The following is a 26343-nucleotide window of genomic DNA, read 5'->3' on the forward strand; positions in this document are numbered from 1 at the left end:
ATCATTGCTGACTTCATCCGAATGCCAACCCCAAAGGGTTGGTCTTTGATCCAAAGGAATTTCTCAACCAGCCCAAAAAGGACTGGACGAGGAATAAATTGGCATTTGACAAGTGCACGCTGTTGAGTTCTCAAGGATCGGATGCTCCTGCGTTCCGGCCTCTCGGCCTTCCCTTCAGGGCAACTTCTCTATCTTATCCGTGTCACTCAGGCTGTCAAATCGACACGCCGTGAGGTTCAGAACCGGATCCGTTATCTCGTTTCCGAGGCAACTTCTCTAGCTTATCCCTCCCGGCCAGCTTGTCAAATCGACGATCCTGGCGGACGGTCACCCTCTCAAACGCACGCGCTTGAGCCCCGCCGCAGGGAGAACCTGCGAAGAGGAACCGACTTCCGGAGAAGAAGGTGGGTGGTGTTCGTCGCTTGGGGAGTCAGGCCTTCCGGCCCTTCGCTCTACCGCTTGGGGCGAACAAGTAATAAGTTACGCGGATCCCCGGGTTCCGGCAAATCGGGGCGCCTTCTCGGGCGTGTCGTCCATCGTTCCGCACCTGTTCACCGCGATTCCACGCCGACGACAGGCGCCGTGTCCCTCGCGCGCACGAGCCTGATCGCCAGAACCAGGGCGAGGGTGAGCACTCCCCAGAGCCCGCACGCGAGCGGAAGCGTGCGATACGCCAGGTGCTGCACGGTGAACTCCTCGGTGAGCGGGCCGTAGACGGCGAGCCCCAGGGCGACCGCAGCGACCAGCATGACCGGAAGCGACAGCCACCAGGTCAGCCGGACTGCGAGCGGCACCGGATCGACGGGGGCCGGCACGCGGCCGCGCAGCCAGAGCGCGCCGGCGACCAGCAGAACGATGACACCGCCCACCCCGGAGACGTACTGCAGCCACTTGTACCCGAGCAGCGGCCCCCAGTGCTCGCCGAGGACGGGAAGCAGTGCAGTACCGGCCCTACCCTCATGCGTGAACGCGTCCCACAGGATGTGCGAAGCCACGCCCAATGCGAGAGCGAGCACGAGAAGGAGCACTCGCGCGACGGATCCGAAGGTCTCCCCGAGAGCAGCGCGCGCTCCCCCGTCCCACTCCTGCGGAAGGCGTGCGCCGAGGAACCGCGGCGCGAGGAGACGGCAGGCCGGCCGCAGCACCAGCCGCCACACGAGGAGCAGCACCAGCGCGAGGAGCACGGTGACCGGCAGCCAGCGCAAGTCGTGCGTCACCGAGTAGTCGACGATCAGGCCACGGGTGAACAGGGGCAGGTCGGGCGCCATCGCGCCGATCGCGATCGCCGCGGGTACCAGCGGCGTGCGGACGAACGGCAGGGCGACGATCGCGTGGCTGGGTGTGAACGGCATGCCCCGACGGTACCCGGCGGGGCGGGGCGTCACTCGTAAGGGCGGAGGATACGATCCAGGAAGCGGCGCGTGCGCTCGTGCACCGGTGCGGTGAACACCTGGGACGGAGCGCCCCGCTCGACGACGACGCCGCCATCCATGAACAGCACCTGATCGGCGACCTGCCGCGCGAAGCCGAGCTCGTGCGTCACGATGACCATCGTCCAGCCTTCGGCGACGAGCTCCGAGATCACGCTCAGCACCTCGCCGACGAGCTCGGGGTCCAGCGCGCTCGTCGGCTCGTCGAAGAGCAGCAGGTCGGGCTTCAGCGCCAGTGCACGCACGATCCCGACGCGCTGCTGCTGCCCCCCGGAGAGCTGGAACGGGTAGGCATCGCGTTTGTCCGCCAGGCCCACGCGGTCGAGCAGGGCGAGCGCATCCTCCGTGGCCTGCGGCTTCGGCACGCCCTGCACCTGCACCGGGCCCTCCATGACGTTCTGCAGCACCGTCATGTGCGGGAAGAGATTGTGGTGCTGGAACACCATCGCGGAGCGGTCACGCAGCGCGAGCCGCGACCGCTCCGCAGCACGTCGGTCACCCGGGGCGGCGAAATCGACGACCGGACCGCCGTCGAACGCCACCACTCCTGCGTCCGGGGTCTCCAGGCCGTTGAGCGAGCGCAGCACCGTGGTCTTGCCCGAGCCGCTGGGCCCGATGAGCGCCACCACCTCGCCGCGTTGCACCTCGAGGTCGATGCCGGTGAGCACCTCGTGGGCGCCGAACGCCTTGGTCAGGCCGGTCGCGCGCAGGAGAGGCGTGCGTGGATCAGTGTGCGACATAGCGGTCCAGCCTCTTCTCGACCATGCCCTGCGCGCCGGACAGCACGAGGCAGAACAGCCAGTACACGAGCGCCGCCTCCAGATACAGCAGCATGACCTCCTGGCTGGCTGCCGAGATGCGCTGGGCGACGCGGAACAGCTCGGTGACCAGGATCAGCGAGGCCAGCGAGGTGTCCTTCACGAGCGAGATGAATGTGTTGGAGAGCGGAGGCACGGAGACCCGTGCGGCCTGCGGGAGGATGATCCGGCGCAGGGTGCGCCCTCTCGACATCCCGATCGTGTAGCCCGCCTCCCACTGCCCGACCGGCACCGAGAGGATCGCCGCACGGATGATCTCGGCCGCGTATCCGCCGACGTTGAGCGAGAAGGCCGCGATCGCCGACGGCCACGGATCGATCACGATCCCGACCGCTCCCAGACCGTAGAAGATCACGAAGAGCTGCACGAGCAGCGGCGTGCCCCGGATCACCGACACATAGCCTCGGGCGATCCCCGAGAGGACCCGCGACTCGGACAGGCGCATCAGTGCGATGAGCAGCGCGAGCACCAGGCCGATCGCGAACGAGGCGAGGGCCAGCGGAATCGTTCCGCTGATCCCGCCCCAGACGATCGGCCAGAAGGAGGTCAGGAAGAGGTGCAGCCCGTCGGGCATGGCCGGTGCTACTTCGAGACGTCTTCGCCGAAGTACTTCTTGCCGAGCTTCGCGAGCGTGCCGTCGGATGCGAGCTTCGCGAGGGCTCCATCGACGGCCTTCACGAGCGCGTCCTTCTTCTTGGTGAACGCGAATGCGCTCTGGGTCGGATCCGTCTCGGCCGCCACGGCGAGCTTCGCGTCAGGGTGCTGCTTGACGTAGTCGAGGTAGGTGAGCTTGTCGTTGACCGTGGCCTGCACCCGGCCCTGCTCGAGGAGCGCGACGGCCTGAGCCCAGCCTTCGACCGACTCGACGTTCGCGCCCGCGTCCTCAGCGAGCTTGTAGAAGTTGCTCGTCAGCGACTGCGCCGTGGTCTTGCCCTTGAGATCGGCGAAGGTCTTGACCGACGTGTCGCCCTTCTTCACCACCACCACGCTCGGCGAGACGGTGTAGGGCGTGGAGAACAGATACTTCGCCTGACGCTCCGGGTTGATCGAGACCTGGTTGCCGATGACGTCGAAGCGGCCGGCTTCGAGGCCCGCGAAGATCCCGTCCCACTGCGTCTCCTGGAACTCGACCTTGAGGCCGAGCTCCTTGCCGACCGCCTGCGCGACCTCGACGTCGTAGCCGACGAGGTCACCGGATCCGCCATCCGCGTGGTAGGTGAACGGGCTGTAGGTGCCCTCGGTCGCGACCGTCAGCGTGCCGGGCTTGACGAGTCCGTACGACGCGCTGTCCGCGCCGGCGGTCGCCGTGGGCTTCCCGGACGCGCCGCCCGAGCAGGCGGCGAGCGTCAGGACGAGAGCGGACGCAGCGAGGCCGACGGCGATCCGGGCGATGCGACGGTGAGACATGAGGACTCCGTTTCAGAGTTGACGTGCGTGCGGGAAGGGTGCGCCCGCGGATCCGAGTGGATCACGTTCGTGCGGTCGCCGCGAACTCCATGTCCGCGTGTGTCATGCCACACGGGCGAAGAGCCGCGGCGAACCGGGTGCCGGTGCTCAGGCGGGCAGCAGGCCCGCGAGCGTCTTCTTGCCGCGGCGCAGCACCGAGACGCCGCCGGGCAGTCCGAGCGGCACGGTCGCCTCGTCGGACTCGACCCGCTCGCCGTCGACGGAGACGCCGCCCTGCGCGATGGCCCGGCGCGCCTCGGAGGCGCTGGAGACCAGCCCGGTCGCGACGAGCGCGTCCACGACCGAAGAGCCGGCGGCCACCCGCGCGTTCGGCAGCTCTTCGAGGGCCGTGCGCAGAGTCGCGGCGTCGAGCGCGGAGAGGTCGCCCTGCCCGAACAGCGCCTCGGATGCGGCGATGACCGCGGCGGTCGCGTCGACGCCGTGCACCGTGGCGACGACCTCGAGCGCGAGGCGCTTCTGGGCGGCCCGCCGGAACGGCTCGGCCTCGACCAGAGCCGCGTACTCCTCGATCTCGGCCCGGGTGAGGAACGTGAAGACCTTGAGACGGTCGATCACGTCGGCATCCGCTGTGCTGAGCCAGAACTGGTACATCCGGTAGGGGCTGCACATCTCGGCGTCCAGCCAGATCGCGTTGCCCTCGCTCTTGCCGAACTTGGTGCCGTCGCTGTTCGTGATTAGCGGCGTGCCGATCGCGTGCGCCGAGACTCCCTCGACGCGGTGGATGAGATCCGTGCCGCTGGTGAGGTTGCCCCACTGGTCGCTCCCGCCGGTCTGCAGCACGCAGCCGTACTGGCGGTAGAGCTCGAGGAAGTCGAGGCCCTGCAGGATCTGGTAGCTGAACTCGGTGTAGCTGATGCCGGCGTCGGAGTTCAGGCGCGCGGCGACCGCGTCCTTCTTCAGCATGGTGCCGACGCGGTAGTGCTTGCCGATCTCGCGCAGGAAGTCGATGGCGCTCATCGGCGCCGTCCAGTCGAGGTTGTTCACGATCCGCGCCGCGTTGTCGCCGTCGAAGCTGAGGTAGCGCTCGACCTGCGCACGCAGGCGCCCGACCCACTCCTCGACCGTCTCGCGCGTGTTCAGCGTGCGCTCCGCCGTCGGGCGGGGGTCGCCGATGAGGCCCGTGGATCCGCCCACGAGTCCGAGCGGCTTGTGCCCGGCGAGCTGGATGCGGCGCAACGTGAGCAGCTGCACGAGGTTGCCGAGGTGCAGGCTCGGCGCGGTCGGGTCGAAGCCGCAGTAATACGTGATCGCGGGCCCGGCGAGAAGGGCGCGCAGCGCCTCGGGATCCGTGGACACGTGGACGAGGCCGCGCCAGACCAGCTCATCCCACACGTTCTCGAACGTGGGGTCGATGGCCGGTGCCGCGGTCGTCAGGGATGGGTTCGACACCGGATCAGGGTATCAGCGCGGATCCGCAGGGCTTTCCCGCGGGGTTCCGCAGGGCTTCCCGCTCCGATCTGTAGGGCTTTCCTCATTGACCTGGAGCTCCGGATACGCTGGAGGGGTGTTGGGAACGCGCGCGGGTCGCACGATCCGGGGCCTCATCGCCGCCCTGGTCGCGACGTTCGTCGCCTCCGTCTCCCACTCCACCGCCGACGGCGCGCCCGCTCCCCTGATCGGGATGGTGCTGGCGCTGCTGTTCGCCGCGCCGGTGTGCATCGCCCTCGCCGGCCGCCGACTGAGCTGGATCCGCCTGTCGATCGCGGTCGGGCTGAGCCAGATCGCGTTCCACGGCCTGCTGCTCATCGGCGTCGGATCCGGATCCGGGTCGGTCGCCGCCGGCATCGGCGCGCACGTGCACGGCGCGGAGCTCGCGAACGTCCTCGGCTCGACCGCCGTCGACGCCGGCCACACCCTGCATCTGCAGCCCGCGATGTGGGTCGCTCACGCGATCGCCGCACTGCTCACCGTGCTGGCGCTCGGCCGCGGAGAGCAGGCGCTGCGCGCCCTGCTCGACCTCACCGGCTGGAACCTCATCGCGCGGTTGCTCACCGCGGCGCCGGTACCGGCGCATCGTATTCCGACCGCACCGCGCAGGGTCACCCCGACGCTGCGCTCTCGCTTCGTCCTGACCGTCGTGTCGAGGAGGGGTCCGCCGCTCGCGGCCTGACCTCCCTTCATCCGCACCTCCGACGGGCCGCCCTCCCGCGCGCCCGTGGTGCACTCACGACCTCAGAAAGAACGAATCCATGCGAAACACCACTGCTTCCCGCGTCCTCGTCGGCCTCGCCGCCGGCGCCGTGCTCGCCCTCGCCGCCCCGCTGGCGGCCTCAGCCCATGTGACTGCGACCCCGAACCAGGCCGAGGCCGGATCCTGGACGTATGTCACGTTCCGGGTTCCGAACGAGTCCGCGACAGCCAGCACCGTCAAGATCCAGATCCACCTGCCCGCCGACACCCCGTTCACGAGCGTCAGCTACCAGCCCACCGCGGGGTGGACCGGCGACGCGGCAAAGACCGCGCTGTCCAAGCCGGTGAAGGTCGAGGGCAACACCATCAGCGAGGCCACCACGGAGGTCACGTTCACGGCCGATGCCGGTGGGATCGCGCCCGGGCAATTCCAGACGTTCACGCTGTCGCTCGGCCCCGTGCCGGACACCGGCCACATCGTGATCCCTGCTACGCAGACCTACTCCGACGGCAAGGTCGTCGAGTGGTCGGCCACACCCGAGCAGGTGAAGAAGGACGACACCCTCGAGCCCGCCCCCGTGGTGTGGGTGAACGACGCTCCCCCGGCCGATCACCACGGCGGGACCGCGGCCGCGACGAACGCACCGGTGGCATCGGCGGAGACACCCGGCGACAGTCAGGGCGGTCTCGCGCTGGGTCTCAGCATCGCCGCGCTCGTGATCGCCGCCGGCGGCGCGCTGCTCGGCGGCTTCGCCCTGGGCCGGCGCAAGAAGGACGCCGCATGAGTCTGCGCCACCGGCTCACCGTGCTCGCGGCCTCGATCGGCGTGGGGCTGGCTCTCGCGACCGCCGGAGCCACGGCGGCGAGCGCGCACGACACGCTCGAGAACACGGATCCGGCCCAGGGGTCGACCGTCAAGAGCCTGTCGTCCCTCTCGCTGACCTTCAGCGCGGATCCGCTCGGCACGGACGGTGCGACGATCATCCAGGTGATCGGGCCCGACAAGAAGTACTACGAGACGGCGTGCCCCGATCTCAACGGTCCGGTGGTCTCGTCACCCGTCGCCCTCGGCGCTGCCGGCACCTACGAGGTGCTCTGGCGCGTGGTGTCCTCCGACGGCCACCCGATCTCGGGAAGCTACACATTCGCGTACGCCCCCGACGGCACGGCGCCCTCTGCGACCGGGCCCTCTGCGACCGGGACTCCCGCGGCGGCGGGGTCCGCGAAGCCGGTCTGCGGTCCCGCCGCATCGGCGACGACCGAGGCTCCCGCGGCCGCCGCGGCGACCGATGCGGGCCTGTGGATCGGACTCGGCATCGGCGCGGTCGTGCTGGTCGGCGTCGGCGTCGGCGCATGGGCACTCGCCCGCGGTCGCAAGGCCTGAGCGAGGACTCCACAGTCGAAGCGGAACGCGGCGTCCTCAGGGGGCGTCGCGTTCCGTCGTCTGCGGTCGGCGCGGGCGCGTGCCCGGACGGAATGACCGGCGGGCGCGGCCGGCCGGTCGGGGAACGTCGACGGTCATCGGCATCGACGGCGACCGGTGTGCACGGCGTGCGATGTCGACGGCGACCAGGACGCCTCAGCGCACCCGGGTCGGGGCACCCGCCGTGCGCTCGAAGGCCAGCGCGCGGCCGCCGCGCAGCGTCCGCGATGTGAGGCCCGCCTCCTCCATGAGCCGGACCGCGCGGCGCGACAACGCCGGCAGGACGGTCGCGGTACCACCGGTCTTACGGGCGATCCCGGCGACGAGCGTCAGGTCGACGCCGGATCCGCATGCCTCGATCCGGGCGAAGTCGCCGTCCGCGCGCCAGACCAGCCGATCGAGGTGGCAGTAGCGGATCCGCTCCTCGACGCCGTCGACCTCGATCCGCAGACGATCCGCATCGAAGCGCACGGCGCAGGACACCGCGCGGCGGCGCAGGAGCCACGACGTCACCAGGTAGGCGGGCAGGCCCGGGATCGCGATGTACAGCAAGAGGAACAGCTTCGGCCCGACGTACAGCACCCGACCGCCGGTCACGATCAGCACGACGACGAGCGCGGCGATCGCCAGGGCGCCGGCGAGGGAGCACCACAGCACGAGCGCTCGCGCGGAGAGAGGCACCGCGCGGAACCGCACGAGCGATCCGCGTTCGGAGGGCTCCCACTGCGGAGCGGGGCGCGCCTTCGCCGCATCCCGGGCGCCGATCATCGCCGTGATCCGGCTGATCAGGCCAAGCCACACCCAGCAGGCGGCCGGCACTGCGGCCAGCTGCAGCACGGCGAGGAAGGCACGCGCGGGGTTGGGCTTGGGCGCCAGCAGCGCGGGGACGGCCTCGATCATGAGCCACAGCAGCAGCCCCGCGCCCACCGCGCCGGTGATGTGCACGATCAGTCCGCGGCCGGCCGGCACCCGCAGAGTCGCGTTCACGAAGGAGAGACCGCAGAGCCAGCCGCCGATCAGGGTGAACAGGAACGGCAGGAAGCCGGGATCGCCGGCGAGGTAGCCCGGCACGGCCAGGGCTCCGCACACCAGCGCCCAGAGCAACGGCATGCGGAGGATCCGCGCCCAGAGCGGGCCCGGATCGGGCTCGACCGGCTCGGGATCCGCCGGCGCCACGGCATGAACCGTGTGGTGCGTCGAGCGTGGGACGTGGTGATCGGACATCCCGGTCAGTCTAGGGAGCGGGCGGTTTCAGCCGCGGCCCGGCGTTCTCATCCCAGGGCGCGCAGCCTCGCATCGAGCTCTGCGAGGCGCTCCGGCTCGACCGAGCCGAGCCGTGCGGCGCCGTCGGCCAAGGTGATCCCGCGGGCGAGGAACACCAGCGAGTGCGTCGAGACACCGGGCACGACCTCGTCCAGCACGGCGCGCGCCTGCGCGTCGTCGAGGACCTCGCCGAGCGTGCTGTCCAGCGTGAACCGGGGCTTCTCGTTCCTGGATCCTCCTGCATGAGACTTCGTGCGACTGCCGGTGCGGAGTCCCAGTGACGGCCCCGTCACCACAAGGATCCTCCGCTTCCAGTCCCCTCGGCAACCCGGCGAGGACGTGCGTTCCGCTGAACGGCTCAGGATCCGGCGCGCGCCGCCCACCACAGCAGCAGCGCACCGCCCAGCGCGACCACCCAGCTGACCAGGCTGCCGACGAGGAAGTATTCCGCCCGCCCGCCGTTCACGCCGTCGCGGGAGATCTCCGGGAAGCGCACGATCCCCTTCGCCGCCAGCATCGCCGCCAGCAGCGGGTATGCCGCGAACAGTGTGAGCAGCAGCACGATCGCGCGCTCGAGCGGGCCGATCAGACGTCCGCCGCGGAAGCCCGGATCGGCGGACGGCGCCGGCGGAGTGGGCTCGGACGCGGTCGGGGTGCCGGGATCGAGCACGGAGGGCGCTACCGGGACGAGCCCCGCCACCGCACCCGCCGGCGGCGCATCGCGATCCGCCGACACATCCGCAGGGATCTCCGCCTGCTCTCCGAGCAGCGCCGCGCGGACGATCACGTTGCCCGTCTCGAGCAGCACCGCGAAGACCCCGAGCGCCAGCACGAGCAGGTCGAACCCGATCGGCCCGAAGGGCGTCGCCAGCCAGCGCCCGGCGAAGAGTCCGGTCACCGCGCGGGCCGGCATGAAGGCGACCAGGGCGACCACGAGGACGGCCAGCAGCACCGCCGGCCAGAAAGAGAAGCGAGGCCGTCCGTCCAACGGCAGCAGCCACACCCACAGTACGGCGAGCGCGAGCCCGACCACGGCGTGGAGGTACGCCCCGCCGAGCGTCGCCAGCACCAGCACGAGCACGCCGGCGACGGCGATTCCGATCCACAGTGCGCGGCGGTGCAGGAATCGGCGCAGCACGTCGGCGAGGCCGATCGCGAGCAGCGTGAGCCCGGCGAGGATCATGAGCGCCCCGCCTTCCGCACCGGGCGGACGCAATGCTTCACACGGCCGCGCGTCCCGCCGGCCGCGTCGCACGCGGACGCGGACGCGGCGAGGCAGGAGGTCGTGGGCATGCCCCCATCCTCCCCCGTGCCGCCGACATTCCGGAAGGCCGCAGCGGCGAGCCTGGATCCGATGGAAGGGGGCGATACGCGGCTGTGGCGGCAGGATGCGGAGGGGCCGCGCGACGCAGGGCGGGGTAGACGAGAATCGCCTGCCCCGCCCTGTGAGGGACCGCTATGCGTCGAAGTCCTCCGGCACGTCGAGCGGGCGCCGGGAGAAGTACGCGTCCTTCGCTTTGCGGTAGAACATCGCGAGCGGGATGATGCCGAGCACGAGCAGACCGAGGCCCAGCACCTTGACCTGCCACTCGGTGTCAGGGCTGGCGATCGAGGCAACAAAGATATACATCATGAACACCGCTCCCACGAACGGCCAGAGGCCGATCAGGAGGAAGTTCTTCAACGAGCGGAAGATCACCTTGCGGAACCCGATCACCAAGGCAAGCCCGGCGAGCGAGTAATAGAAAGCGATCTGGATCCCGATCGACGAGATCGCCCAGCCGAGAATGTCCCCGATGCTGCCTCCGATGAGGTTCGCGATGACGAAAAGCAGCAGCGAGACGCCCACGACGACCAGCGTCGCGAAGACGGGCGTCTTCCACTTGCGGTTGATCCTGCCGAACGCGAACGGGATGGTGCGGTCGCGTCCCATCGCGAACAGCGTGCGGCTCACCTGCACGAGCGTGGTCTCCAGCGTCGCGATCGTGGACAGGGCCACCGCGATGATGAGGATCTTGCCGCCGACGCCGGGCAGGATGGCCTCGCCGAGAACGCTCAGGACGTTGCCGCTGTTCGCCTCGATGGTCTTGCCGGGCAGCATCACCAGGGTCGTCGTCGTGTAGATCTCGAACAGGATGAACACGATGACGATGCCGAGGATCCCGGCGAGACCGGTGGTCTTGTGCGCGTTCTTCGTCTCCTCACCGAGGTTGGCCGTGACGTCCCAGCCCCAGTAGTAGAAGGCGGCGATCAGTGCCGCCGCGACGAAGACGCCCGCGCCGGTCAGGTGGCCGAAGCCGAACCAGTCCCAGGAGAAGGTCTCGCCATGGTGGTAGGTGGTGATCGCCCGCGGGATCGCGATGGCCGCGAACACCACGAGAATCCCGACCTCGATGATCGACATGATCCATTGGGCGCGCTCGGTGGTGTGCACGCCGAAGATCACCGCGGCCGCCATCACCAGGAACCAGAGCGCTCCGACCAGTGTCACGAGCAGTGTGTTCTCGTTGGCGACCTTGTCTCCGGCGAACAGGGCGACCGTCATCTGGCCGGCGGGCAGGGCTCCCGCCACCATGAAGATGGTCGCCGAGATCACGACCGCCCACCCGGCGAGGAATCCGAGGATCGGGTGCAGCCCTCGCGCCACCCAGGAGAACGATGCGCCCGCATGCGTGTCGACCCGCGCGAGGTAGCCGAACGCGAACGCGATGCCGAGCATCGGGATGCCGCACCACAGCAGTGCGGCGGGGGCGCCGACGCCGGCGGCGCCGATCAGAAGCGCGGTGCTGGCCGCGATGGAGTACGCGGGCGCACTGCCTGCGACGGCCATCAGCGTCGAGCCGGCTTTGGACACGCCGCCGGCCTGCAGCGCGTGCTCCTCATAGTCGATCGCACGTTGCAGAGACGTGTCCGTCTCGAGTGGATTCTGGGTCACTCTGTTCCCCTGTCTCATCGTCGGGTATGGGGGATGACAGAGGGACGTTAGCACCCCGGGCATCCTTGCAACTAGAGGACCAGAGCTTGATTTCGCAGATGTTCCCTGAAGCTATGGACACGCTGAGAATAATCGGGTCACAAATGGGGATTCCGGATGCATTCGCGCGCAGCGCACCGGGATCCGTTGCGGTTCGGCCGGAATCGATTCGAGATGCGCACCTCCCCGTTCGCCCCGGGCCGAGCCCTTCCCGCTCACCCCGCGCGCTGGTACCGTCGGCGCCATGGCTGGGGAGCTGGGACCGCAGGACACGCGCATGCGTCTCCGCTACGCCGGAACGTGCCGGCTGTGCAATCGCGCTCTGCCCGCGGGCACGGACGCCGTGTACGAGCGCGACCGGCGAACAGTGCGATGTCTCGAGTGCACCCTGGATGAGCCGTCCGCCCCCGAGTCCCCCGAGCCCGGCACGGCGGGGGCATCCGCACGCCGCGAATACGAGGGACGCCACAGACGGCGCGAGGAGCGGATCCGCACAGCGCACCCGAAGCTCGGGGGGCTGATTCTTGCGCTCTCCGACGACCCGCAGAGCACGCAGGCGTGGGTCCGCGGCGCGGTGGGCGAGGAGCTGCTCGCCCGGCGGCTCGAGGATCTGCCCGCGTCGGCGCGGGCCCTGCACGATCGCAGGATCCCGCGCACGAGGGCGAACATCGACCACATCGTCGTCTCCCCCGGTGGCGTCTGGGTGATCGACGCCAAGCGGTACAAGGGACGCCGCCCCTCGCGGGAAGCCACAGGAGGCGTGTTCGGGCCGCGCGTCCAGACGCTGCGGATCGGCGGACGCGACGGCACCCCGCTCGTCGACGGCGTACGGAAGCAGGCGGCGCTGGTCACGGCGGTGCTCGGCGACGCCGCCCCGGTGGCCGCAGCACTGTGCTTCCTCGAGGCGGACTGGGGCTTCTTCGGCAGCCCGTTCTCGGTCTCCGAGGTGCTGGTCACCTGGGCCGTCGGCCTCGTGAAGCGGATCGCGGAGTCGGCGGACGTCGGAGTGGACGTCGACGCCGTGGCTGCGCGACTCGCGGCGGCGTTTCCGGTTGCGTGAGCCGCGGGGCCTTCGCGGCCGACGGTCAGCGCACGTCGAGAGCGAGGCGCGCGCCGAACAGCATCAGGACTCCGCCGGTGATCCGGTCCATCCAGCGGATCACCCGGGTGGAGCGCAGGCGCGGCGCGAGCTGGTTCGCTCCCAGGATGATCGCGCCCAGCCAGACGGTGCCGAGGACGCAGTGCGCGAGTGCGAGCAGCAGACCCACCAGGAACGGGGACTGCCCCGCCGGAACGAACTGCGGGATGGTCGCCATGTAGAACACCCCGACCTTCGGGTTCGTGATGTTCGTGACGAGCCCGAGCAGGAAGCCGCTCCGCGCGCCCCGGCGCGAAGGGGCCGCGGCCCCCGCCGACGGATCCGCGCCCCGGCGGAACGTCTTGGCGATCATCGTCGCGCCGAGATAGACGAGGTACGCCGCGCCGGCGTACGACAGCACCCGATATCCGACCTCGCTCGTCGCCAGCAGCGCCGCCGCCCCGGTGGCCGCAGCGGCACCCCAGATCAGAGTGCCGACCTGGATCCCGAGCAAGGCGGCGAACCCATAGGGGCGGCCGCGGGTCACCGTGCCCCGGATCACGAGCGCCGTGTCCAGACCGGGGATGATCGTGAGCAGCCCTACGACGAGCGCGAACGAGAGCAGTGCCTGGCCGAGCGTCATACGACGAACGTAGCGGGTACGCGGACCGTCAAGGGCTCCGACCGCACGAAGCGGCCGGAGCCCGAGACGGATCCGTGTCAGCGCCCGGAGCGGCGCTTGTTGAAGACGTCGAACGCGACGGCGGCGAGCAGCACAAGGCCCTTGATGAGCGCCTGGTACTCCGTGCCGACGCCGAGGATCGACATGCCGTTGTTCAGGATGCCGATGATCAGACCGCCGATAATCGCACCGGTGATCTTGCCGATGCCGCCGGTGACGGCCGCGCCGCCGATGAACACGGCCGCGATGGCATCGAGCTCGAACCCGTCGCCGTTGCGGGGGCTCGCGAGGTTCAGCTGCGACGTGAACACGAGGCCCGCCAGCGCGGACAGCACGCCCATGTTGATGAACAGAGTGAACGTCACGCGCGGGGTCTTCACGCCCGACAGGCTCGCCGCGAGCGGGTTGCCGCCGATCGCGTAGATGTGCCGGCCCCAGACGCTGCGGGCCATGATCGCGGAGTAGACCACGGTCAGCACGCCGAGGATCACCAGCGCGATCGGGGTGCCGTTGTAGCTCGCGAGCAGGTAGGCGACGAGCGCGATGAGCAGGCTGGTGAAGGCGAGCTTGGCGATGAACCACCACAGCGGCTCGTCCTCGACCGCGAACTTGCGCCGGGTCATCCGACCGCGGATCCCGAAGCCGATCATCCCGAGCACGACGAGCACCGCGAGGATGATCGTGAGCGGCTCGACGATCGTCTGGCCGCCGCCGAGGTCGGGCAGGAAACCCGCGCCGATCGCGCGGAAGCCGTCCGGGAACGGCGAGATCGCGGTGTTCTGCAGGGTGATCTCGGTGAGCCCGCGGAAGGTGAGCATGCCGGCCAGTGTCACGATGAACGCCGGGATCTTGAAGTACGCGATCCAGAAGCCCTGCCAGGCGCCGATCAGCGCGCCCAGCACCAGGCACAGCACGACGGCGACCGGCCACGGCACGCCCATCTTGGTGATCAGCACCCCCGCGGCGGCGCCGATGAAGGCGACGACGGATCCCACCGACAGGTCGATGTGCCCGGCGATGATCACCATCACCATGCCGATCGCGAGGATCAGGATGTAGCTGTTCTGGATGATCAGGTTCGACACGTTGATCGGCGCGAGTGTGATGCCGCCCGTTGTGATCTGGAAGAACAGCACGATCACGATCAGCGCGATGAACAGGCCGATCTGCCGCAGCTGGCCGGTGAGGAAGTCGAGCGCGCTGCGCAACGTACTGGTCTGGGGGGTGATGGATGAGCCGCTCATGCGGAGCCCACCTCCTTCTCCTGGGTCATGAATCGCATGAGGTTCTCCGCCGTGGCCTCGGCCCGCGGCACGTCCGCGGTGATGCGCCCCTCGGCGAGGGTGTAGATGCGGTCGCAGAGACCGATCAGTTCGGGCAGCTCGCTGGAGATGACGATGACGCCCTTGCCCTCGCTCGCGAGCTTGTTGATGATGCCGTAGATCTCGTACTTCGCGCCCACGTCGATGCCGCGGGTGGGCTCGTCGAGGATCAGCACGTCGGGAGACGTGTTCATCCATTTCGAGAGCACGACTTTCTGCTGGTTCCCGCCCGAGAGCTTGCCGACGACCGCCTCGACAGAACTGGTCTTGATGTTCATGCTCTTGCGGTACGACTCCGCGACGATCCGCTCACGGCTCTCGTTGACCCAGCCGACCTTCGCGATCCGGTCGAGGGCGGCGATCGTGACGTTCCGCTCGACGTCGTCGATGAGGTTCAGCCCGAACCGCTTCCGATCCTCGGTCGCGTAGGCGAGTCCGTGGTCGATCGCGTCCGACACCGTCTTGGTGGAGATCTCGGTTCCGCGCTTGTAGACGCGGCCGGAGATGTTCACACCGTAACTGCGGCCGAACACGCTCATCGCGAGCTCGGTGCGTCCGGCCCCCATGATCCCGGCGATGCCGACGATCTCGCCCTCGCGGACGAAGAGGTTCGCTCCGTCGACGACCTTGCGCTCGTGATCCAGCGGGTGGTGCACCGTCCAGTCCTCGATCCGCAGCAGCTCGTCGCCGATCTTGGGGGTGCGGTCGGGGAAACGGCTCGCGAGATCCCGGCCGACCATGCCGCGGATGATCCGGTCCTCGCTCACGTCGTCGGTGCGCATCTCGAGGGTCTCGATGTTGCGCCCGTCGCGGATGACGGTGACCTCGTCGGCGATCGCGCGGATCTCGTTGAGCTTGTGACTGATGATGATCGAGGTGATGCCCTCGTCGCGCAGGTGCGTGATGAGCTCGAGCATGTGCGCCGAGTCGTCGTCGTTGAGCGCGGCGGTCGGCTCGTCCAGGATCAGCAGCCGCACGCTCTTGGAGAGCGCCTTCGCGATCTCGACGAGCTGCTGCTTGCCCACGCCGATGTCGGCGATCTTCGTCGCCGGGTTCTCCTTGAGGCCTACGCTCGCCAGCAGCTTCGCGGCCTCCTGGTTGGTGGTGTTCCAATCGATCCAGCCGCCGGACTGCCGCTCGTTGCCGAGGAAGATGTTCTCAGCGATCGACAGGTACGGGCTCAGCGCCAGCTCCTGATGGATGATCACGACGCCCGCGTGCTCGGATTCGTTGATGCTCTTGAAGGCGACGGGTTCGCCGTCCAGGAGGATCTCGCCGTCGTAGGATCCGTGCGGATAGACGCCTGAGAGCACCTTCATGAGGGTGGACTTGCCGGCCCCGTTCTCACCGCAGATCGCATGGACGTGGCCGCGCTGCACGGTGATCGACACGTCCTGCAGAGCCTTCACGCCCGGGAACGTCTTCGTGATCCCGCGCATCTCGAGGATGTTGTCGCTCATCTCGCTCTCCTTTCGTCAGAGGGGGGTGGGCCCGCCCCCACCCCTGTGGAGCCGATGCCTACTTGAGCTGGTCCTCGGTGTAGTAACCCGTGTCGATGACGGCTTCCTTGTAGTTGTCCTTCGTGACCACGATGGGCTCGAACAGGAACGTCGGTACGACCTTGGTCTTGTTGTTGTAGGACTTCGTGTCGTTGACCTCGGGGGTCTTGCCGTTCAGCACGTCATCGGCCATCTTCACGGCCTCGCCCGCGAGCTTGCGGGTGTCCTTGTAGATGGTCGAGTACTGCTGCCCCGCGATGATCGACTTCACGGACGGGATCTCCGCGTCCTGACCGGTGATGATCGGGAGCTTGTCGGTCGCGTAGCCGGCACCGGTGAGGGCGGAGATGATGCCGATGGAGAGGCCGTCGTAGGGCGAGAGCACGCCGTTCACGGTCTGGCCGTTCGAGTAGGTCGAGGCGATGAGGTCCTGCATGCGCTTCTTGGCGACGTCGGCCTGCCAGCCCTGCGTCGCGACCTGAGTGAAGCCCGTCTGGCCGCTGCCGACCTTGACGACGCCCTTGTCGAGGTACGGCTTGAGGGTGTCCATCGCGCCGTTGAAGAAGAACGTGGCGTTGTTGTCGTCCGGGCTTCCGGCGAACAGCTCGATGTTGAACGGTCCCGCGGCACCGGTGTCCTTGCCGCTCTTGTCCAGCACGCCGAGGCCCTCGAGGAGGCTGGTGGCCTGCTGCACGCCGACCTTGTAGTTGTCGAAGGTCGTGTAGTAGTCGACGTTCTTGTTGCCGTTGATCAGCCGGTCGTAGGCGATGACCTTGACGCCCTTGGACGCGGCCTGGTCGAGCTGGCTGGACAGCGCCGTGCCGTCGACGGAGGCGATGATCAGGACCTTCGCGCCCTTGGTGAGCATGTTGGAGATCTGCTGCACCTGGGTGGGGATGTCGTCGTCCGCGTACTCGAGGTCGACCTTGTAGCCGAGCTTCTCCAGCCCCTCCTTGACGGCGTCGCCGTCGTGGATCCATCGGGTCGACGTCTTCGTCGGCATCGCGACGCCCACGAGCGCGCCCTTGTTGGCGCCGGGCTCCGCGGTGGAGGATCCGCCGCCTCCACGGGTTCCCGCGCACGCGGTCAGGCTGAGGGCGATGGTCGCGGCGGCTGCGACGCCGATGACCAGTCTCTTGAACTTCATGTGATTCCTTTCGTCGAGCGGCCGCCATGGCGCGCTCAGGACAGCAGAGAGCGCGCCGATGGAACGATCGGACCGCCCGGTCGAGACCTGCACCTCGCGAACGAGGGCGTGGGTCGGGGTGACGACCGCATCACTGCGGACGTCGGTTCGTGGTGCTGTTCGCACAGGGCCGGTGGCCGCCGACCTCATGCGCTCGGGACGGCGAGGAGGTTCGGAATCCGACCTCATCGTCGCCGCGGCTGTGACCGATCACACCCGCACGAGTGATCTTCTGGCGAACCGGTCACATTTGTCAAGCCTTTGGCCGAAGTCGGCGTGATGCGCCCGCCGATCCCAGGGGAATGCGGCACGACCCGATCGCCCTCAGAAGGGCCGGGGAGCCGCCGTGGAGGCGCGCACGATCAGGCCCGGGACCAGGGGTTCCTGCACCAGGTCATCGCCACCCAGCTGAGCCAGCAGCATCCGGATGGTCCTGCGACCGAGTTCGACGAAGTCCTGCCGCACCGTGGTGAGCGGCGGGAAGAAATGCGCCGCCTCGGGGATGTCGTCGAATCCGACGAGGCTGATGTCCTCCGGCACCCTGACACCGCGTTCACGGCAGGCGTGCAGGAAGCCGAGGGCCATCGAGTCGTTCCCGGCGAAGACCGCGGTGAAGTCGGGCATGCGCAGCAGGCTCAGGCCCGCCTCGTAGCCGAACTGCGCGGTCCAGTCCCCCAGCAGCGGGGCGCGCACGCGCAGATCGCGCGCGTCGAGCTCGCGCAGATAGCCGGCCATGCGCGCCTCGGCCTCGGTCCAGTTCTGCGGGCCGGCGAGGTGGACGATGTACTCGTGCCCGAGGTCCGCGAGATGCGCGACAGCGGCCCTCGCGCCCGCGATCTGGTCCATCGCCATCGAGTGGCGCTCGCCGCTCGGGCCAAGGGCCATGATCGGCACGTCCACGCTCATCCCACCGACCTCGCTCAGCACCTCCTGCTGCGGAGCGATGACGATGATCGCCTCGACGGCGTGACTGAGCAGATCGTCGATGCTGGCGCGCACGACCCCCGGCTCGCTGGAGCGCAGATTCGCGATGGAGAGCCGGTAGCCGGCGTCGCGCGCGGCGAACTCGATCGCGGTGATCGCCGTCGCAGGTCCGTACAGCGCACTGTGCGCCGTGAGCACGCCGATCGTGCGGGAGCGATTGGTCGACAGCGCCCTCGCGACCGGATTCGGCCGGTAGCCGAGCCGGTCGATCACCGATTGCACATGCTCGCGCGTCTTCTCGCGGATCCGGTCACTGCCGTTCAGCACTCGCGACACGGTCTGGTACGAGACGCCGGCCTCGCGGGCGACGTCGCGGATGTTCAGGGCGCGAGGCGGCTCGCTCTCCACAGCCACGCGCACCTCCTTCAGATCGGTCAGACTCATTATGCGCGAGGCGATGACGGTCGGATGCGCGCCTCCCGTGCTGCCGTCTTCGGCACGGGGCGCCGGCGGGCGGTCGGCCGTCTCACCGCGCCATTCGGTTCACTGGTCGCGTATTGCGGCTTCGCGGTGCGGATGGCCGCAATATGCGACCACCGAACAGCCTCGGCGCCAGGACCTGCAGACCTACAGCTCGATCTGCGACCCCATCACGATCACCCGGTCGCGCGGCAGGCCGAAGTGGTCGCTCGCATCGGTCGTGATGTGCGAGGCCGCGAGGAAGAGCCGCTTGCGCCACCGCGCCATGCCGCCGCGCCGTCCCTCGCGCAGCTCGATCTTCGACAGGAAGTACGTGGCGTTGTCCAGATCCAGCCAGCCCTGCGTCTTGTGCGGCGGGATGCTGCGCAGTGCGCGGGGCAGATCCGGGTTCTCGGCATAGCCGAACCGTGCCGAGATGTACAGGATGCCGTCGGTCGGATCCCCGAGGTCGTCGACCGTGCAGCGTTTGGTCTGCGGCACGCGCGGCACGTTCTGGATGTCGACGGACAGGATGATCACGCGCGCGTGGCGCACGTGGTTGTGCTCCACGTTGGCGCGCAGGGCGAGCGGCGTCGTCGAACCACCCGGGTTGAGGAAGATCGCGGTCCCCGGCACCCGGTCGATGAGCTTCGGGTGCGTGCGCAGGTTGCTCACGAAGTCGGCGAGCGACCCCTCCGCCTCCGTACGGCGCGCGGTGATGAGGGCGCGCCCGCGCTGCCAGGTCGTCATGACGGTGAACGCGGCGAGGCCGATCGCGAGCGGCAGCCAGGCGCCGTGCGTGAACTTGGTGGCGTTGGCGGCGAAGAACAGCAGGTCGACCGAGAGCAGCACGACGGCGCCGATCACGAGGATCCAGGGCGGGGTCTTCCACCGCCGGCGCGCCAGGTAGAAGAACAGCAGCGTCGTGATCGTGATCGTGCCGATGACCGCCATCCCATAGGCGAACGCGAGCGAGGCCGACGTGCGGAACACGAACACCAGGGTGATCACCGACACCATCAGCAGCCAGTTGATCCACGGCACATAGATCTGCCCGTGGGTCTCGGACGAGGTGTGCGTCACGCGCAGCCGCGGGAGGTACCCGAGCCCCGAGGCCTGCGCGGCGACGGAGAACGCGCCGGAGATCACCGCCTGCGAGGCGATCACCGTCGCCACGGTGGACAGCACCACGAGCGCGATCCGGCCCCATTCGGGCGCGAGCAGGAAGAACGGCGCCGACATGTTCGCCTTGTCCTCCAGCAGCAGTGCGCCCTGGCCGAGGTAGGTGAGGGCCAGCGCCGGGAAGACCAGGAACAGCCACGCGAACGAGATCGGCTTGCGGCCGAAATGGCCCATGTCGGCGTAGAGCGCCTCGGCGCCGGTGACCGACAGCACCACGGCGGCGAGTGCGAAGAACGCGATGTCGAAGTGTCCCACCATGAACTGGATCGCATAGGTCGGCAGCAGCGCGAGCAGGATCTGCGGATCGCGCATGATTCCGCCGACCCCCAGCACCCCGATGACCACGAACCAGACCGCCATGATCGGTCCGAACAACCGGCCGACCACGGAGCTGCCGAGCTTCTGGATGAGGAACAGCACCAGCAGGATGGTGGCGGTGATCGGGACGATCCACTCCTCCAGGCCCGGATTGATGGTCTTCAGACCCTCGACGGCCGAGAGCACCGAGATGGCGGGGGTGATCATGCTGTCGCCGAGGAACAGCGCGGCGCCCAGCACGGCAAGACCCGACAGGATCGCCACCGTGCGCGTGCGCCCCTTCGGCGCCCAGCGCCGCAGCAGAGTCAGCAGCGCCATGATGCCGCCCTCGCCGTCGTTGTCCATCCGCATCGCGAGCAGCACGTAGGTGATCGTGACGATCAGGATCACCGACCATACGATGAGCGAGACGACCCCGTACAGGTTCTCCGTCGTGAGCGGGATCGGGTGCGGATCCTCCGGGTTGAACACCGTCTGCAGGGCGTAGATCGGGCTGGTGCCGATGTCGCCGAAGACGACGCCGAGGGCGCCGATGACGAGGGCGAGGCGGAGCGGGCTCCTGCCGGCGACGGGCGCCTTCTGGTCGATCACGGCCTGGCTGTTCACAGACGAAGCCTAGGGCCGGATTCCCGCGCCACCGGGCGCTCCTCACGGAATCCTCACGGTGCGCGCCGAGGCGGCCTCACGAGATCGTCATAGGCCGAGAGCACCGACGTGATCACTCGCGCCGAACGCCGCAGTGCCGGCCACGGCGAGCGACGGAAGGCCGGTCCCGATGTGGACATCGGGACCGGCCTCCGGAACGTTCCTGACGGTCCGATCAGCTCATCGGATCGGCCGTCGTGTCGCCCTCAAGATGCCGGCGTCGGCGGGACATCACCAGGAAGGCGCCGGCGAGAAGCACCAGCACTCCGCCGATGATGCCGGTCGTCAGCAGCGCATCGCCGTTGAGACCGGTGGTGGCCAGGTTTCCCTTGCCGTTGCCGTTGCCACTGCCGCTGCCATTGCCACCGGTGCCGGGGTCGCCGCCCGGCGTAGTCGGCGTCGGCGTCGGCGTCACGACGTCCGCCACGACGAAGGTGCTCTCCGCGGCATCACTGCTGACACCGCCGTATGTTTGCACGGCGGAGATCGTGTGCGATCCCGTGGCGACCGTGCTCGGCAACGCGACGGACCAGGAGCCGTCGTCGCCCACGACCGTCGCCTCCGCCCCCTCGTCCGCGGCGGCCGCCTTGGCGGCAGCGGGGGCTAGCGCCTTGGCCGTGATCTCCACGCCATCGAGCGTGACGACCACATCCGCCCCGGGCAGCCCTGTGCCGCTGACGGCGGCGGGCGCCTCGTCGAGCTTCGCACCGTTCGCCGGCGACGTGATCGCCGGTGCGTCCGGCTTCGCCGGATCCTCGGAGAGAGGGGCGCGGACCGTGAGGAGCGCAGCCGTGTTGTTCTGCAACGACTTCTTCACGGTGACCACGGTGCCGTAGCCGACGCCCGCGTCCGCGGGGTTGCCGGTGCCGAGCGTGGTGAACCCGAGGTCATGACCGTACAGATCGGTCGCCGGGGTGCCGTCCGGATTGACGACGCGCGTGCTGTACGGCGCGCCGTCGACCGAGGGCACGACCACCGAGGCGTCGCGCAGACGGTTGAACAGCTGACCGTCGCGGACCTCCAGTCCGGCCACCCAACCCTGGTCGTCGGTGAAGGACTTCACCGGCGTCTGGGCCGCGAAGTCGGTGCAGGCCTCGTTGAAGTCCACGTCCACCAGGCAGTCCTTGAACGGCAGGGTGGGCGTGAGACCGAACGCGGCGTTGGACGACTGCGCACGGCTGGAGATGTTCTTCGTCACGGACGGATCCATCTCGGCCGCAGCCCCCGTACGACGCAGCGGGTCGAAGTGGCTGTCCACGAGGAGCAGGCCGCCCTTCGCACCGTAGCTCGGCAGGTTGGTCAGGTTCGAGGTGACCTGGTTCGAGTCGCCGTAGGCGGTGTCGCGGTACCAGACCAGCGCGCCGGGCGCGTTGTACGGAACCTTCTCGACCTTCCATCCTTCGTCGCTGTACACCGTCGTGTAGCCGTACTTCAGGCCCTCGTCGAAGCCGTCGAAGTTGCGCCACTCGACCAGGTAGTACTGCGCCTTGACCTGCGTACCGGTGTCGCGCACCCAGCCCGCGCCCGTGGTGTCGGTGAACGTGCCTGCGGTCGCGGTCCAGCCGTTGTCGCCGGACTCCACGTCATCGGTCCAGACGTCGGCGCCGCCGGCCGTCAGGGCGAAGTCGTCGGAGAACCAGCCGCGATCCTCGTAGGCCGCATCGGTCGCCTGGCGCAGACGCACCTGGATGCTCTGACCGGCGTACGCCGACAGGTCGATGTGATCGTGACGCCAGCCGTCCGTGGAACCGGTGAGTCCGTACTTCTTGTTGCCGAAGTCCTTCATCCGCCCGTTCGGGTCGCTGTAGCCGTCATCCGTAGAGACGAGCGCACCGGACTCGTCGTAGACCTTCTGCTCGGTCCAGGTGGATCCGCCGTCGGTCGAGACCTCGACGAAGCCGAAGTCCCAGTCCTCCTCGATGACGTAGTCGTTCCACATCGAGAAGGTCGCGCCGGCGGGCACGTTGTCGATCGAGCGCTTCAGCTGCGCGTCCGCCCAGTCCTGATCGGCGTTCGAATACCACATCTCGGATCCGCTGTGCGGCTCGGCGAGCGTGATCCGCTTGTCGGGCAGGTTGATCTTGACGCCGTCCTCCGTGCCCTTGGCGGGACGGGAAGCCTGGCCGACCTTGACGGTTTTGGTGCCGTCGCCCGGGTTGATCTCCAGCGGGTCGAGCCATCCGAGCACCCACTTGTCCCAGATGCCCATGTGGGTCGGCATCGACTGGAAGATCGGACCGGAGTGCGAGCCGGAGCTCATCAGGTCCCAGAAGTCGATGTCGGAGTTGCCCGCGTTCGAGGTGTCGTACAGATCCGGAAGACCCAGGTCGTGACCGTACTCGTGGGCGAACACGCCGACGCCGGAGTTCTCCGGCTGGACGATGTAGTTCTGAATGGTGAAGTCGGTGCCGGGGATCGTGGCTCCGCCCGCGACGTCGGACGAGTGCGCCCAGACCGCGTAGGTACCTTCCTTGCCGCCGCCACCGGACTTGTCCTCGCCCGCGTGCACGAGCACGACGTGGTCGATGATGCCGTCGGGCTCGTGGACGTTGCCGTCGCCGTCGCGGTCGCCCTGATCCTCGATGTCGTAGTCGGCCCAGGGGAAGTCCGGGTTCTGCTGCGCGAGCGCCGCCACCGCGTCGATCGGCAGCTGGCCGGGGCCGAGCGGGTTGTCGGGGTGGCCCTGCATGTCCTGCATGGGTCCGGCCTCGTAGGTGCCCGTCGCGGGGTTGAGGTGGCAGACTGTGGCGCCGTAGTACCCCTCGGAGTGCGGGACCTTGACCCAGGCCGTCGCCTCGCCGGAGAGCGAGTAGGCGCCGCGCGACATCTCCTCGTACATCTTCTTCATCGTGTGACCGGAGATGTCGAAGCCGTGCTGGCCGTCCGGGCCCGTCAGATCGGTGCGGACCCGCTCGGTGATGCCCTCATCGGAGAAGAGCATCCTGTTGTAGAAGTCGCTCGAGAAGTCAGGGACCCACATGGTGTTGTTGTCCTTGTGGGCCGCGCCCGCGGGATCCGGGATGTTGTTGTGCAGCGTCGGTCCCTGCACGTCGCCCGCCTTGCAGTCCGTCGCCCCGAAACCGGTCGGCACCTGCAGGCCCGAGAAGTCCTCCGTGCCGTCGAACTCGACGAGGATCGTCAGGAGCTTCGCCTGCTGCGTGCTGTCGGCATGCTTGAGGTTCTTCGGGCTCTCGCCGGTCTGCACCGCCTCGGCCTCGGTCTTGGCCAGCTGCTCGGCCGCGACCGGGTTGCCCTGAGCGTGCTTCTGGTCGTTCTCCTTGGCCCGTTCGAACGCGGCGTCGCTGATCGCCTTCCGCGCGCTCGCGCCGCCCCCCAGGTCGGCGACCGCCTGGTCGTCAGACGCGTCGGTGAACGCCTCGGCCCGAGGAGCCACGTAGTTGATGTAGTGATCGCTGGCGCCGCTCTTGCCCACAGTGCCTCTCGCTGCCGAGGCGGAGCTTGCGCCCACCACCTGGGTGCTCGTCGGCGCTGCGCTGGGCGGCGCCGCACTCGCGGGGACGGCCCCGAACGTCGCCACCCCAGCGGCGGCGAGCACGAACGCCGAAGTCGTCGCCACTGCACGTCGTCGTACGCGAGCGCTCTTCTCTGACATCGAATCTCCCTCCAGGCATCGCCACGACGGTTCCCGGGCAATGCGTCCGTCATGCGCCGATCTGGCGCACACAAGATTCAGGAATACCGTGAAAATCCTATGCAAGGGAAGAGAATCGCCTGAAAAAGAAGCGCATGCGCCGAAATCGCGAACGGTGCGCCGCACTCCCTCCGGAACGACGGGCTCCTCGGCTGCCACGATCATCCGCTCGGCGGAGGGATTCTCGAACGACGGCAAAGGGCGCCGCCGGAGTGTCCGAGCGGCGCCCTTGTTGAGGCGTTCGGCGTGCGCCGAGAGCAGTTCAGCCCTTGTTGCAGATCTCCTGCAGCTTCTTGCCCTGCTCGGTGAGCTTGGCGCTGGCGTCCTGAGCCTTGGTGGAGATCTCCTCGACCTTGGTCTGCGCCTCCTTGAGCTTGTCCATCGCGGCCGGGTCGGTGGCGTCGATGTTCTTCATGTCGGGCATCTCGAAGCCGTCGAAGACCTTGACAAAGCTCTTGAACTCGGTCGCGAAGGCCGTGAGCGGCGCCTTCACGGTCTCGTTGGTGACCTTCTTGCCGGCCTCTTCGAGCCCCTTCTGCACGGGGGCGAAGATCTCGGCGAAGTCGACCTTCTCACCGGTGGTGGCCTTCTGCATGGCCGAGCTGACGTCGCTCGAGACGCTCGAGGTGGCCTTGGTCATCTCGGTGTTGGCGATCTTGCACGCGTCGGCCACGCTCTGGCCGCCCGAGCAGGCGGTCATGGTGGCGGTGAGGGCGATCGCCGCGGCGAGGCCGCCGATGCGGGTCAGGGTTGCCTTGTTCATGTTGAGCTCTCCGGTCTCTCCATAGATGTGGCTGCCGGTCCGGAACGGGCGCGACAGCCATGATTGCCTTCCACCCTATTCCGAGCTGATGCATAGGTTCGGACCAGGTCGGCGGATCCGGCGCGATCGTGACCGCACCGAGACATGGACGACATGGCACGTTCACCGGGACCGCTGGAGTCGTGGATCTTCTTGCGTCAGGACGGCGCTGCGGGGTTCGTCGCGCACCGCTCCAGCGCGTCGGCGAGTGCGGCGGGACGGCTCAACGCCACGCAGTGGCTGCCGTCGATCTCGTCCGGCTCGATGCCAAGGCGCTCGCGGACCACCCCGCGGAGGAAGTCGGCGGGCAGCACGCGATCCTGCCGGCACAGCACGAACCGGGTGGGCACCTCAGGCCAGGCCGCCATCGGCCACAGCTCGGCCAACGTCGTGCTCGACGGGTGCGCCCGTTCGCGACTGAGGGCCTCGGCCGCCAGCTCCCGGGGAACGTCGTGATAGAAGGCCATGAAGGGATCGGCGCTCCCGGTCAGCCCGCCGTCCCGTTCCGCCTGCTCCGCAACGGCGGATTCGTACCCGAGGTCTTCCCACCACCGCTCCGGCGGCTCCCCCGGTGCCGGCACCATGCCGGCGAGCAGCACCAGCACGTCGACAGGCACGCGCTCGGCGACCAGCGGTGCCGTGAAGGCGCCGAAGGAGTGGCCGACGACCACCAGGTCGCGGCGGTCCCCCACGGCTTCGACCACGGCGTCGGCATAGTCGGAGAGCCTCAGGGACTCGTCATCGGCAGGCAGGTCGGGCGCTACGACATCGTGGCCTCTGGCGCGGAGTTCCGCCGCGACCAGATGGAAATGCCACCCGACGTCGCCGGCGCCGTGGATCAGCACGAACGTCGTCATCAGAGCGCCACCTCCTGCCCGCCTGCGGGACCTCGCCAAAGGCTAGTCGCGGATGCCGGCCATGGGAAGCCGCTCCCTCAGGAGTTCGTGCGGCACGGGATCGCACGCGATTTCACGCGCGTGATGGTCGAGCCTCTCGACGCTGATCCCGATGCCGCGGTCGCGCACCCCGCGGCGATCGAAGCCGTCCTCGTGGCAGCAGGCATCGATCTGCAGCACGTCCATCACGGTG

General features: G+C 68.6%; 23 protein-coding genes. 4 read left to right on the forward strand and 19 right to left on the reverse strand.

The window, feature by feature from the left end:
• Positions 1–551: 551 nt before the first annotated feature.
• The 5 genes from AB4078_RS08740 to tyrS form a co-directional block, all read right to left on the reverse strand.
• Positions 552–1352 carry a DUF4184 family protein gene (locus AB4078_RS08740; RefSeq protein WP_441976790.1) on the reverse strand — a complete coding sequence of 267 codons (801 nt, stop codon included), beginning with the start codon at positions 1350–1352 and terminating at the stop codon, positions 552–554.
• A gap of 29 nt (positions 1353–1381) precedes the next feature.
• Positions 1382–2170, reverse strand: coding sequence for an amino acid ABC transporter ATP-binding protein (locus AB4078_RS08745; protein WP_441976791.1), 789 nt, complete (start codon positions 2168–2170; stop codon positions 1382–1384).
• A complete protein-coding gene (locus tag AB4078_RS08750) occupies positions 2157–2822 on the reverse strand; it encodes an amino acid ABC transporter permease (protein WP_440734103.1) in 666 nt (221 codons plus the stop codon). The genes AB4078_RS08745 and AB4078_RS08750 overlap by 14 nt, the downstream gene beginning before the upstream one ends.
• A gap of 8 nt (positions 2823–2830) precedes the next feature.
• Positions 2831–3655: a transporter substrate-binding domain-containing protein gene (locus tag AB4078_RS08755; protein ID WP_441976792.1), complete on the reverse strand. Its 825-nt coding sequence runs from the start codon at positions 3653–3655 to the stop codon at positions 2831–2833.
• A 147-nt stretch (positions 3656–3802) separates the two neighbouring features.
• Positions 3803–5104: a tyrosine--tRNA ligase gene (tyrS, locus tag AB4078_RS08760; RefSeq protein ID WP_441976793.1), complete on the reverse strand. Its 1302-nt coding sequence runs from the start codon at positions 5102–5104 to the stop codon at positions 3803–3805.
• Between the two features lie 115 nt (positions 5105–5219).
• Here tyrS and AB4078_RS08765 point away from each other — a divergent pair, with 115 nt between their 5' ends.
• The 3 genes from AB4078_RS08765 to AB4078_RS08775 all read left to right on the forward strand — a co-directional run bounded on the left by AB4078_RS08765 (position 5220) and on the right by AB4078_RS08775 (position 7229).
• Positions 5220–5825 (forward strand): hypothetical protein, encoded by a 606-nt coding sequence (locus AB4078_RS08765; protein ID WP_441976794.1) that lies wholly within the window; start codon positions 5220–5222, stop codon positions 5823–5825.
• Positions 5826–5904: 79 nt separating this feature from the next.
• Entirely contained in the window at positions 5905–6630 is a 726-nt protein-coding gene (locus AB4078_RS08770) for a YcnI family copper-binding membrane protein (protein WP_440734107.1), read from the forward strand.
• Positions 6627–7229, forward strand: coding sequence for a copper resistance CopC family protein (locus AB4078_RS08775; RefSeq protein WP_441976795.1), 603 nt, complete (start codon positions 6627–6629; stop codon positions 7227–7229). The genes AB4078_RS08770 and AB4078_RS08775 overlap by 4 nt, the downstream gene beginning before the upstream one ends.
• A 195-nt stretch (positions 7230–7424) precedes the next feature.
• On the opposite strand, the gene AB4078_RS08780 is transcribed toward AB4078_RS08775, so the two are convergent.
• The 4 genes from AB4078_RS08780 to AB4078_RS08795 all read right to left on the reverse strand — a co-directional run bounded on the left by AB4078_RS08780 (position 7425) and on the right by AB4078_RS08795 (position 11466).
• Entirely contained in the window at positions 7425–8492 is a 1068-nt protein-coding gene (locus AB4078_RS08780) for a hypothetical protein (protein WP_441976796.1), read from the reverse strand.
• A 47-nt stretch (positions 8493–8539) separates the two neighbouring features.
• Positions 8540–8824: a hypothetical protein gene (locus tag AB4078_RS08785; protein WP_441976797.1), complete on the reverse strand. Its 285-nt coding sequence runs from the start codon at positions 8822–8824 to the stop codon at positions 8540–8542.
• Between the two features lie 65 nt (positions 8825–8889).
• Complete coding sequence (locus tag AB4078_RS08790) at positions 8890–9714, reverse strand: hypothetical protein (protein WP_441976798.1); 825 nt, start codon at positions 9712–9714, stop codon at positions 8890–8892.
• Positions 9715–9987: 273 nt separating this feature from the next.
• Positions 9988–11466: an APC family permease gene (locus tag AB4078_RS08795; protein ID WP_441976799.1), complete on the reverse strand. Its 1479-nt coding sequence runs from the start codon at positions 11464–11466 to the stop codon at positions 9988–9990.
• A 283-nt stretch (positions 11467–11749) separates the two neighbouring features.
• Between AB4078_RS08795 and AB4078_RS08800 the strand changes: the two genes are divergently transcribed.
• Complete coding sequence (locus AB4078_RS08800) at positions 11750–12565, forward strand: nuclease-related domain-containing protein (RefSeq protein WP_441976800.1); 816 nt, start codon at positions 11750–11752, stop codon at positions 12563–12565.
• A 25-nt stretch (positions 12566–12590) separates the two neighbouring features.
• Here AB4078_RS08800 and AB4078_RS08805 read toward each other — a convergent pair whose 3' ends face one another.
• The 10 genes from AB4078_RS08805 to AB4078_RS08850 all read right to left on the reverse strand — a co-directional run bounded on the left by AB4078_RS08805 (position 12591) and on the right by AB4078_RS08850 (position 26339).
• A complete protein-coding gene (locus AB4078_RS08805; RefSeq protein ID WP_441976801.1) occupies positions 12591–13226 on the reverse strand; it encodes a LysE family translocator in 636 nt (211 codons plus the stop codon).
• Between the two features lie 77 nt (positions 13227–13303).
• A complete protein-coding gene (gene mmsB, locus AB4078_RS08810; RefSeq protein WP_441976802.1) occupies positions 13304–14509 on the reverse strand; it encodes a multiple monosaccharide ABC transporter permease in 1206 nt (401 codons plus the stop codon).
• A complete protein-coding gene (gene mmsA / locus AB4078_RS08815) occupies positions 14506–16047 on the reverse strand; it encodes a multiple monosaccharide ABC transporter ATP-binding protein (protein WP_441976803.1) in 1542 nt (513 codons plus the stop codon). The genes mmsB and mmsA overlap by 4 nt, the downstream gene beginning before the upstream one ends.
• Before the next feature lie 58 nt (positions 16048–16105).
• Complete coding sequence (gene chvE / locus AB4078_RS08820) at positions 16106–17233, reverse strand: multiple monosaccharide ABC transporter substrate-binding protein (RefSeq protein WP_440734117.1); 1128 nt, start codon at positions 17231–17233, stop codon at positions 16106–16108.
• Positions 17234–17596: 363 nt separating this feature from the next.
• Positions 17597–18610 (reverse strand): LacI family DNA-binding transcriptional regulator, encoded by a 1014-nt coding sequence (locus AB4078_RS08825; protein WP_441976804.1) that lies wholly within the window; start codon positions 18608–18610, stop codon positions 17597–17599.
• A 213-nt stretch (positions 18611–18823) separates the two neighbouring features.
• Positions 18824–20761, reverse strand: coding sequence for a potassium transporter Kup (locus AB4078_RS08830; RefSeq protein ID WP_441976805.1), 1938 nt, complete (start codon positions 20759–20761; stop codon positions 18824–18826).
• A gap of 214 nt (positions 20762–20975) precedes the next feature.
• Entirely contained in the window at positions 20976–24413 is a 3438-nt protein-coding gene (locus AB4078_RS08835) for an immune inhibitor A domain-containing protein (RefSeq protein ID WP_441976806.1), read from the reverse strand.
• A gap of 301 nt (positions 24414–24714) precedes the next feature.
• Positions 24715–25215, reverse strand: coding sequence for a hypothetical protein (locus tag AB4078_RS08840; RefSeq protein ID WP_441976807.1), 501 nt, complete (start codon positions 25213–25215; stop codon positions 24715–24717).
• 197 nt (positions 25216–25412) lie between these two features.
• On the reverse strand, positions 25413–26111 hold the full coding sequence (locus AB4078_RS08845; protein ID WP_441976808.1) for an alpha/beta fold hydrolase: 699 nt from the start codon (positions 26109–26111) through the stop codon (positions 25413–25415).
• Between the two features lie 42 nt (positions 26112–26153).
• Positions 26154–26339 (reverse strand): hypothetical protein, encoded by a 186-nt coding sequence (locus AB4078_RS08850; RefSeq protein WP_441976945.1) that lies wholly within the window; start codon positions 26337–26339, stop codon positions 26154–26156.
• Positions 26340–26343 lie beyond the last annotated feature (4 nt).

This window comes from Microbacterium sp. 2MCAF23, assembly GCF_052115565.1.
Lineage (GTDB): Bacteria > Actinomycetota > Actinomycetes > Actinomycetales > Microbacteriaceae > Microbacterium.

Excerpts from the sequence above, each read along its gene's own strand:
- AB4078_RS08840 (WP_441976807.1), bottom strand. The coding sequence starts at position 25,215 with ATGAACAAGGCAACCCTGACCCGCATCGGCGGCCTCGCCGCGGCGATC.
- mmsA (WP_441976803.1), bottom strand. The coding sequence starts at position 16,047 with ATGAGCGACAACATCCTCGAGATGCGCGGGATCACGAAGACGTTCCCG.
- AB4078_RS08755 (WP_441976792.1), bottom strand. The coding sequence starts at position 3,655 with ATGTCTCACCGTCGCATCGCCCGGATCGCCGTCGGCCTCGCTGCGTCC.
- AB4078_RS08780 (WP_441976796.1), bottom strand. The coding sequence starts at position 8,492 with ATGTCCGATCACCACGTCCCACGCTCGACGCACCACACGGTTCATGCC.
- AB4078_RS08800 (WP_441976800.1), top strand. The coding sequence starts at position 11,750 with ATGGCTGGGGAGCTGGGACCGCAGGACACGCGCATGCGTCTCCGCTAC.
- AB4078_RS08740 (WP_441976790.1), bottom strand. The coding sequence starts at position 1,352 with ATGCCGTTCACACCCAGCCACGCGATCGTCGCCCTGCCGTTCGTCCGC.
- AB4078_RS08835 (WP_441976806.1), bottom strand. The coding sequence starts at position 24,413 with ATGTCAGAGAAGAGCGCTCGCGTACGACGACGTGCAGTGGCGACGACT.
- AB4078_RS08750 (WP_440734103.1), bottom strand. The coding sequence starts at position 2,822 with ATGCCCGACGGGCTGCACCTCTTCCTGACCTCCTTCTGGCCGATCGTC.
- AB4078_RS08745 (WP_441976791.1), bottom strand. The coding sequence starts at position 2,170 with ATGTCGCACACTGATCCACGCACGCCTCTCCTGCGCGCGACCGGCCTG.
- AB4078_RS08770 (WP_440734107.1), top strand. The coding sequence starts at position 5,905 with ATGCGAAACACCACTGCTTCCCGCGTCCTCGTCGGCCTCGCCGCCGGC.
- AB4078_RS08790 (WP_441976798.1), bottom strand. The coding sequence starts at position 9,714 with ATGATCCTCGCCGGGCTCACGCTGCTCGCGATCGGCCTCGCCGACGTG.
- mmsB (WP_441976802.1), bottom strand. The coding sequence starts at position 14,509 with ATGAGCGGCTCATCCATCACCCCCCAGACCAGTACGTTGCGCAGCGCG.
- AB4078_RS08805 (WP_441976801.1), bottom strand. The coding sequence starts at position 13,226 with ATGACGCTCGGCCAGGCACTGCTCTCGTTCGCGCTCGTCGTAGGGCTG.
- chvE (WP_440734117.1), bottom strand. The coding sequence starts at position 17,233 with ATGAAGTTCAAGAGACTGGTCATCGGCGTCGCAGCCGCCGCGACCATC.
- AB4078_RS08845 (WP_441976808.1), bottom strand. The coding sequence starts at position 26,111 with ATGACGACGTTCGTGCTGATCCACGGCGCCGGCGACGTCGGGTGGCAT.
- AB4078_RS08775 (WP_441976795.1), top strand. The coding sequence starts at position 6,627 with ATGAGTCTGCGCCACCGGCTCACCGTGCTCGCGGCCTCGATCGGCGTG.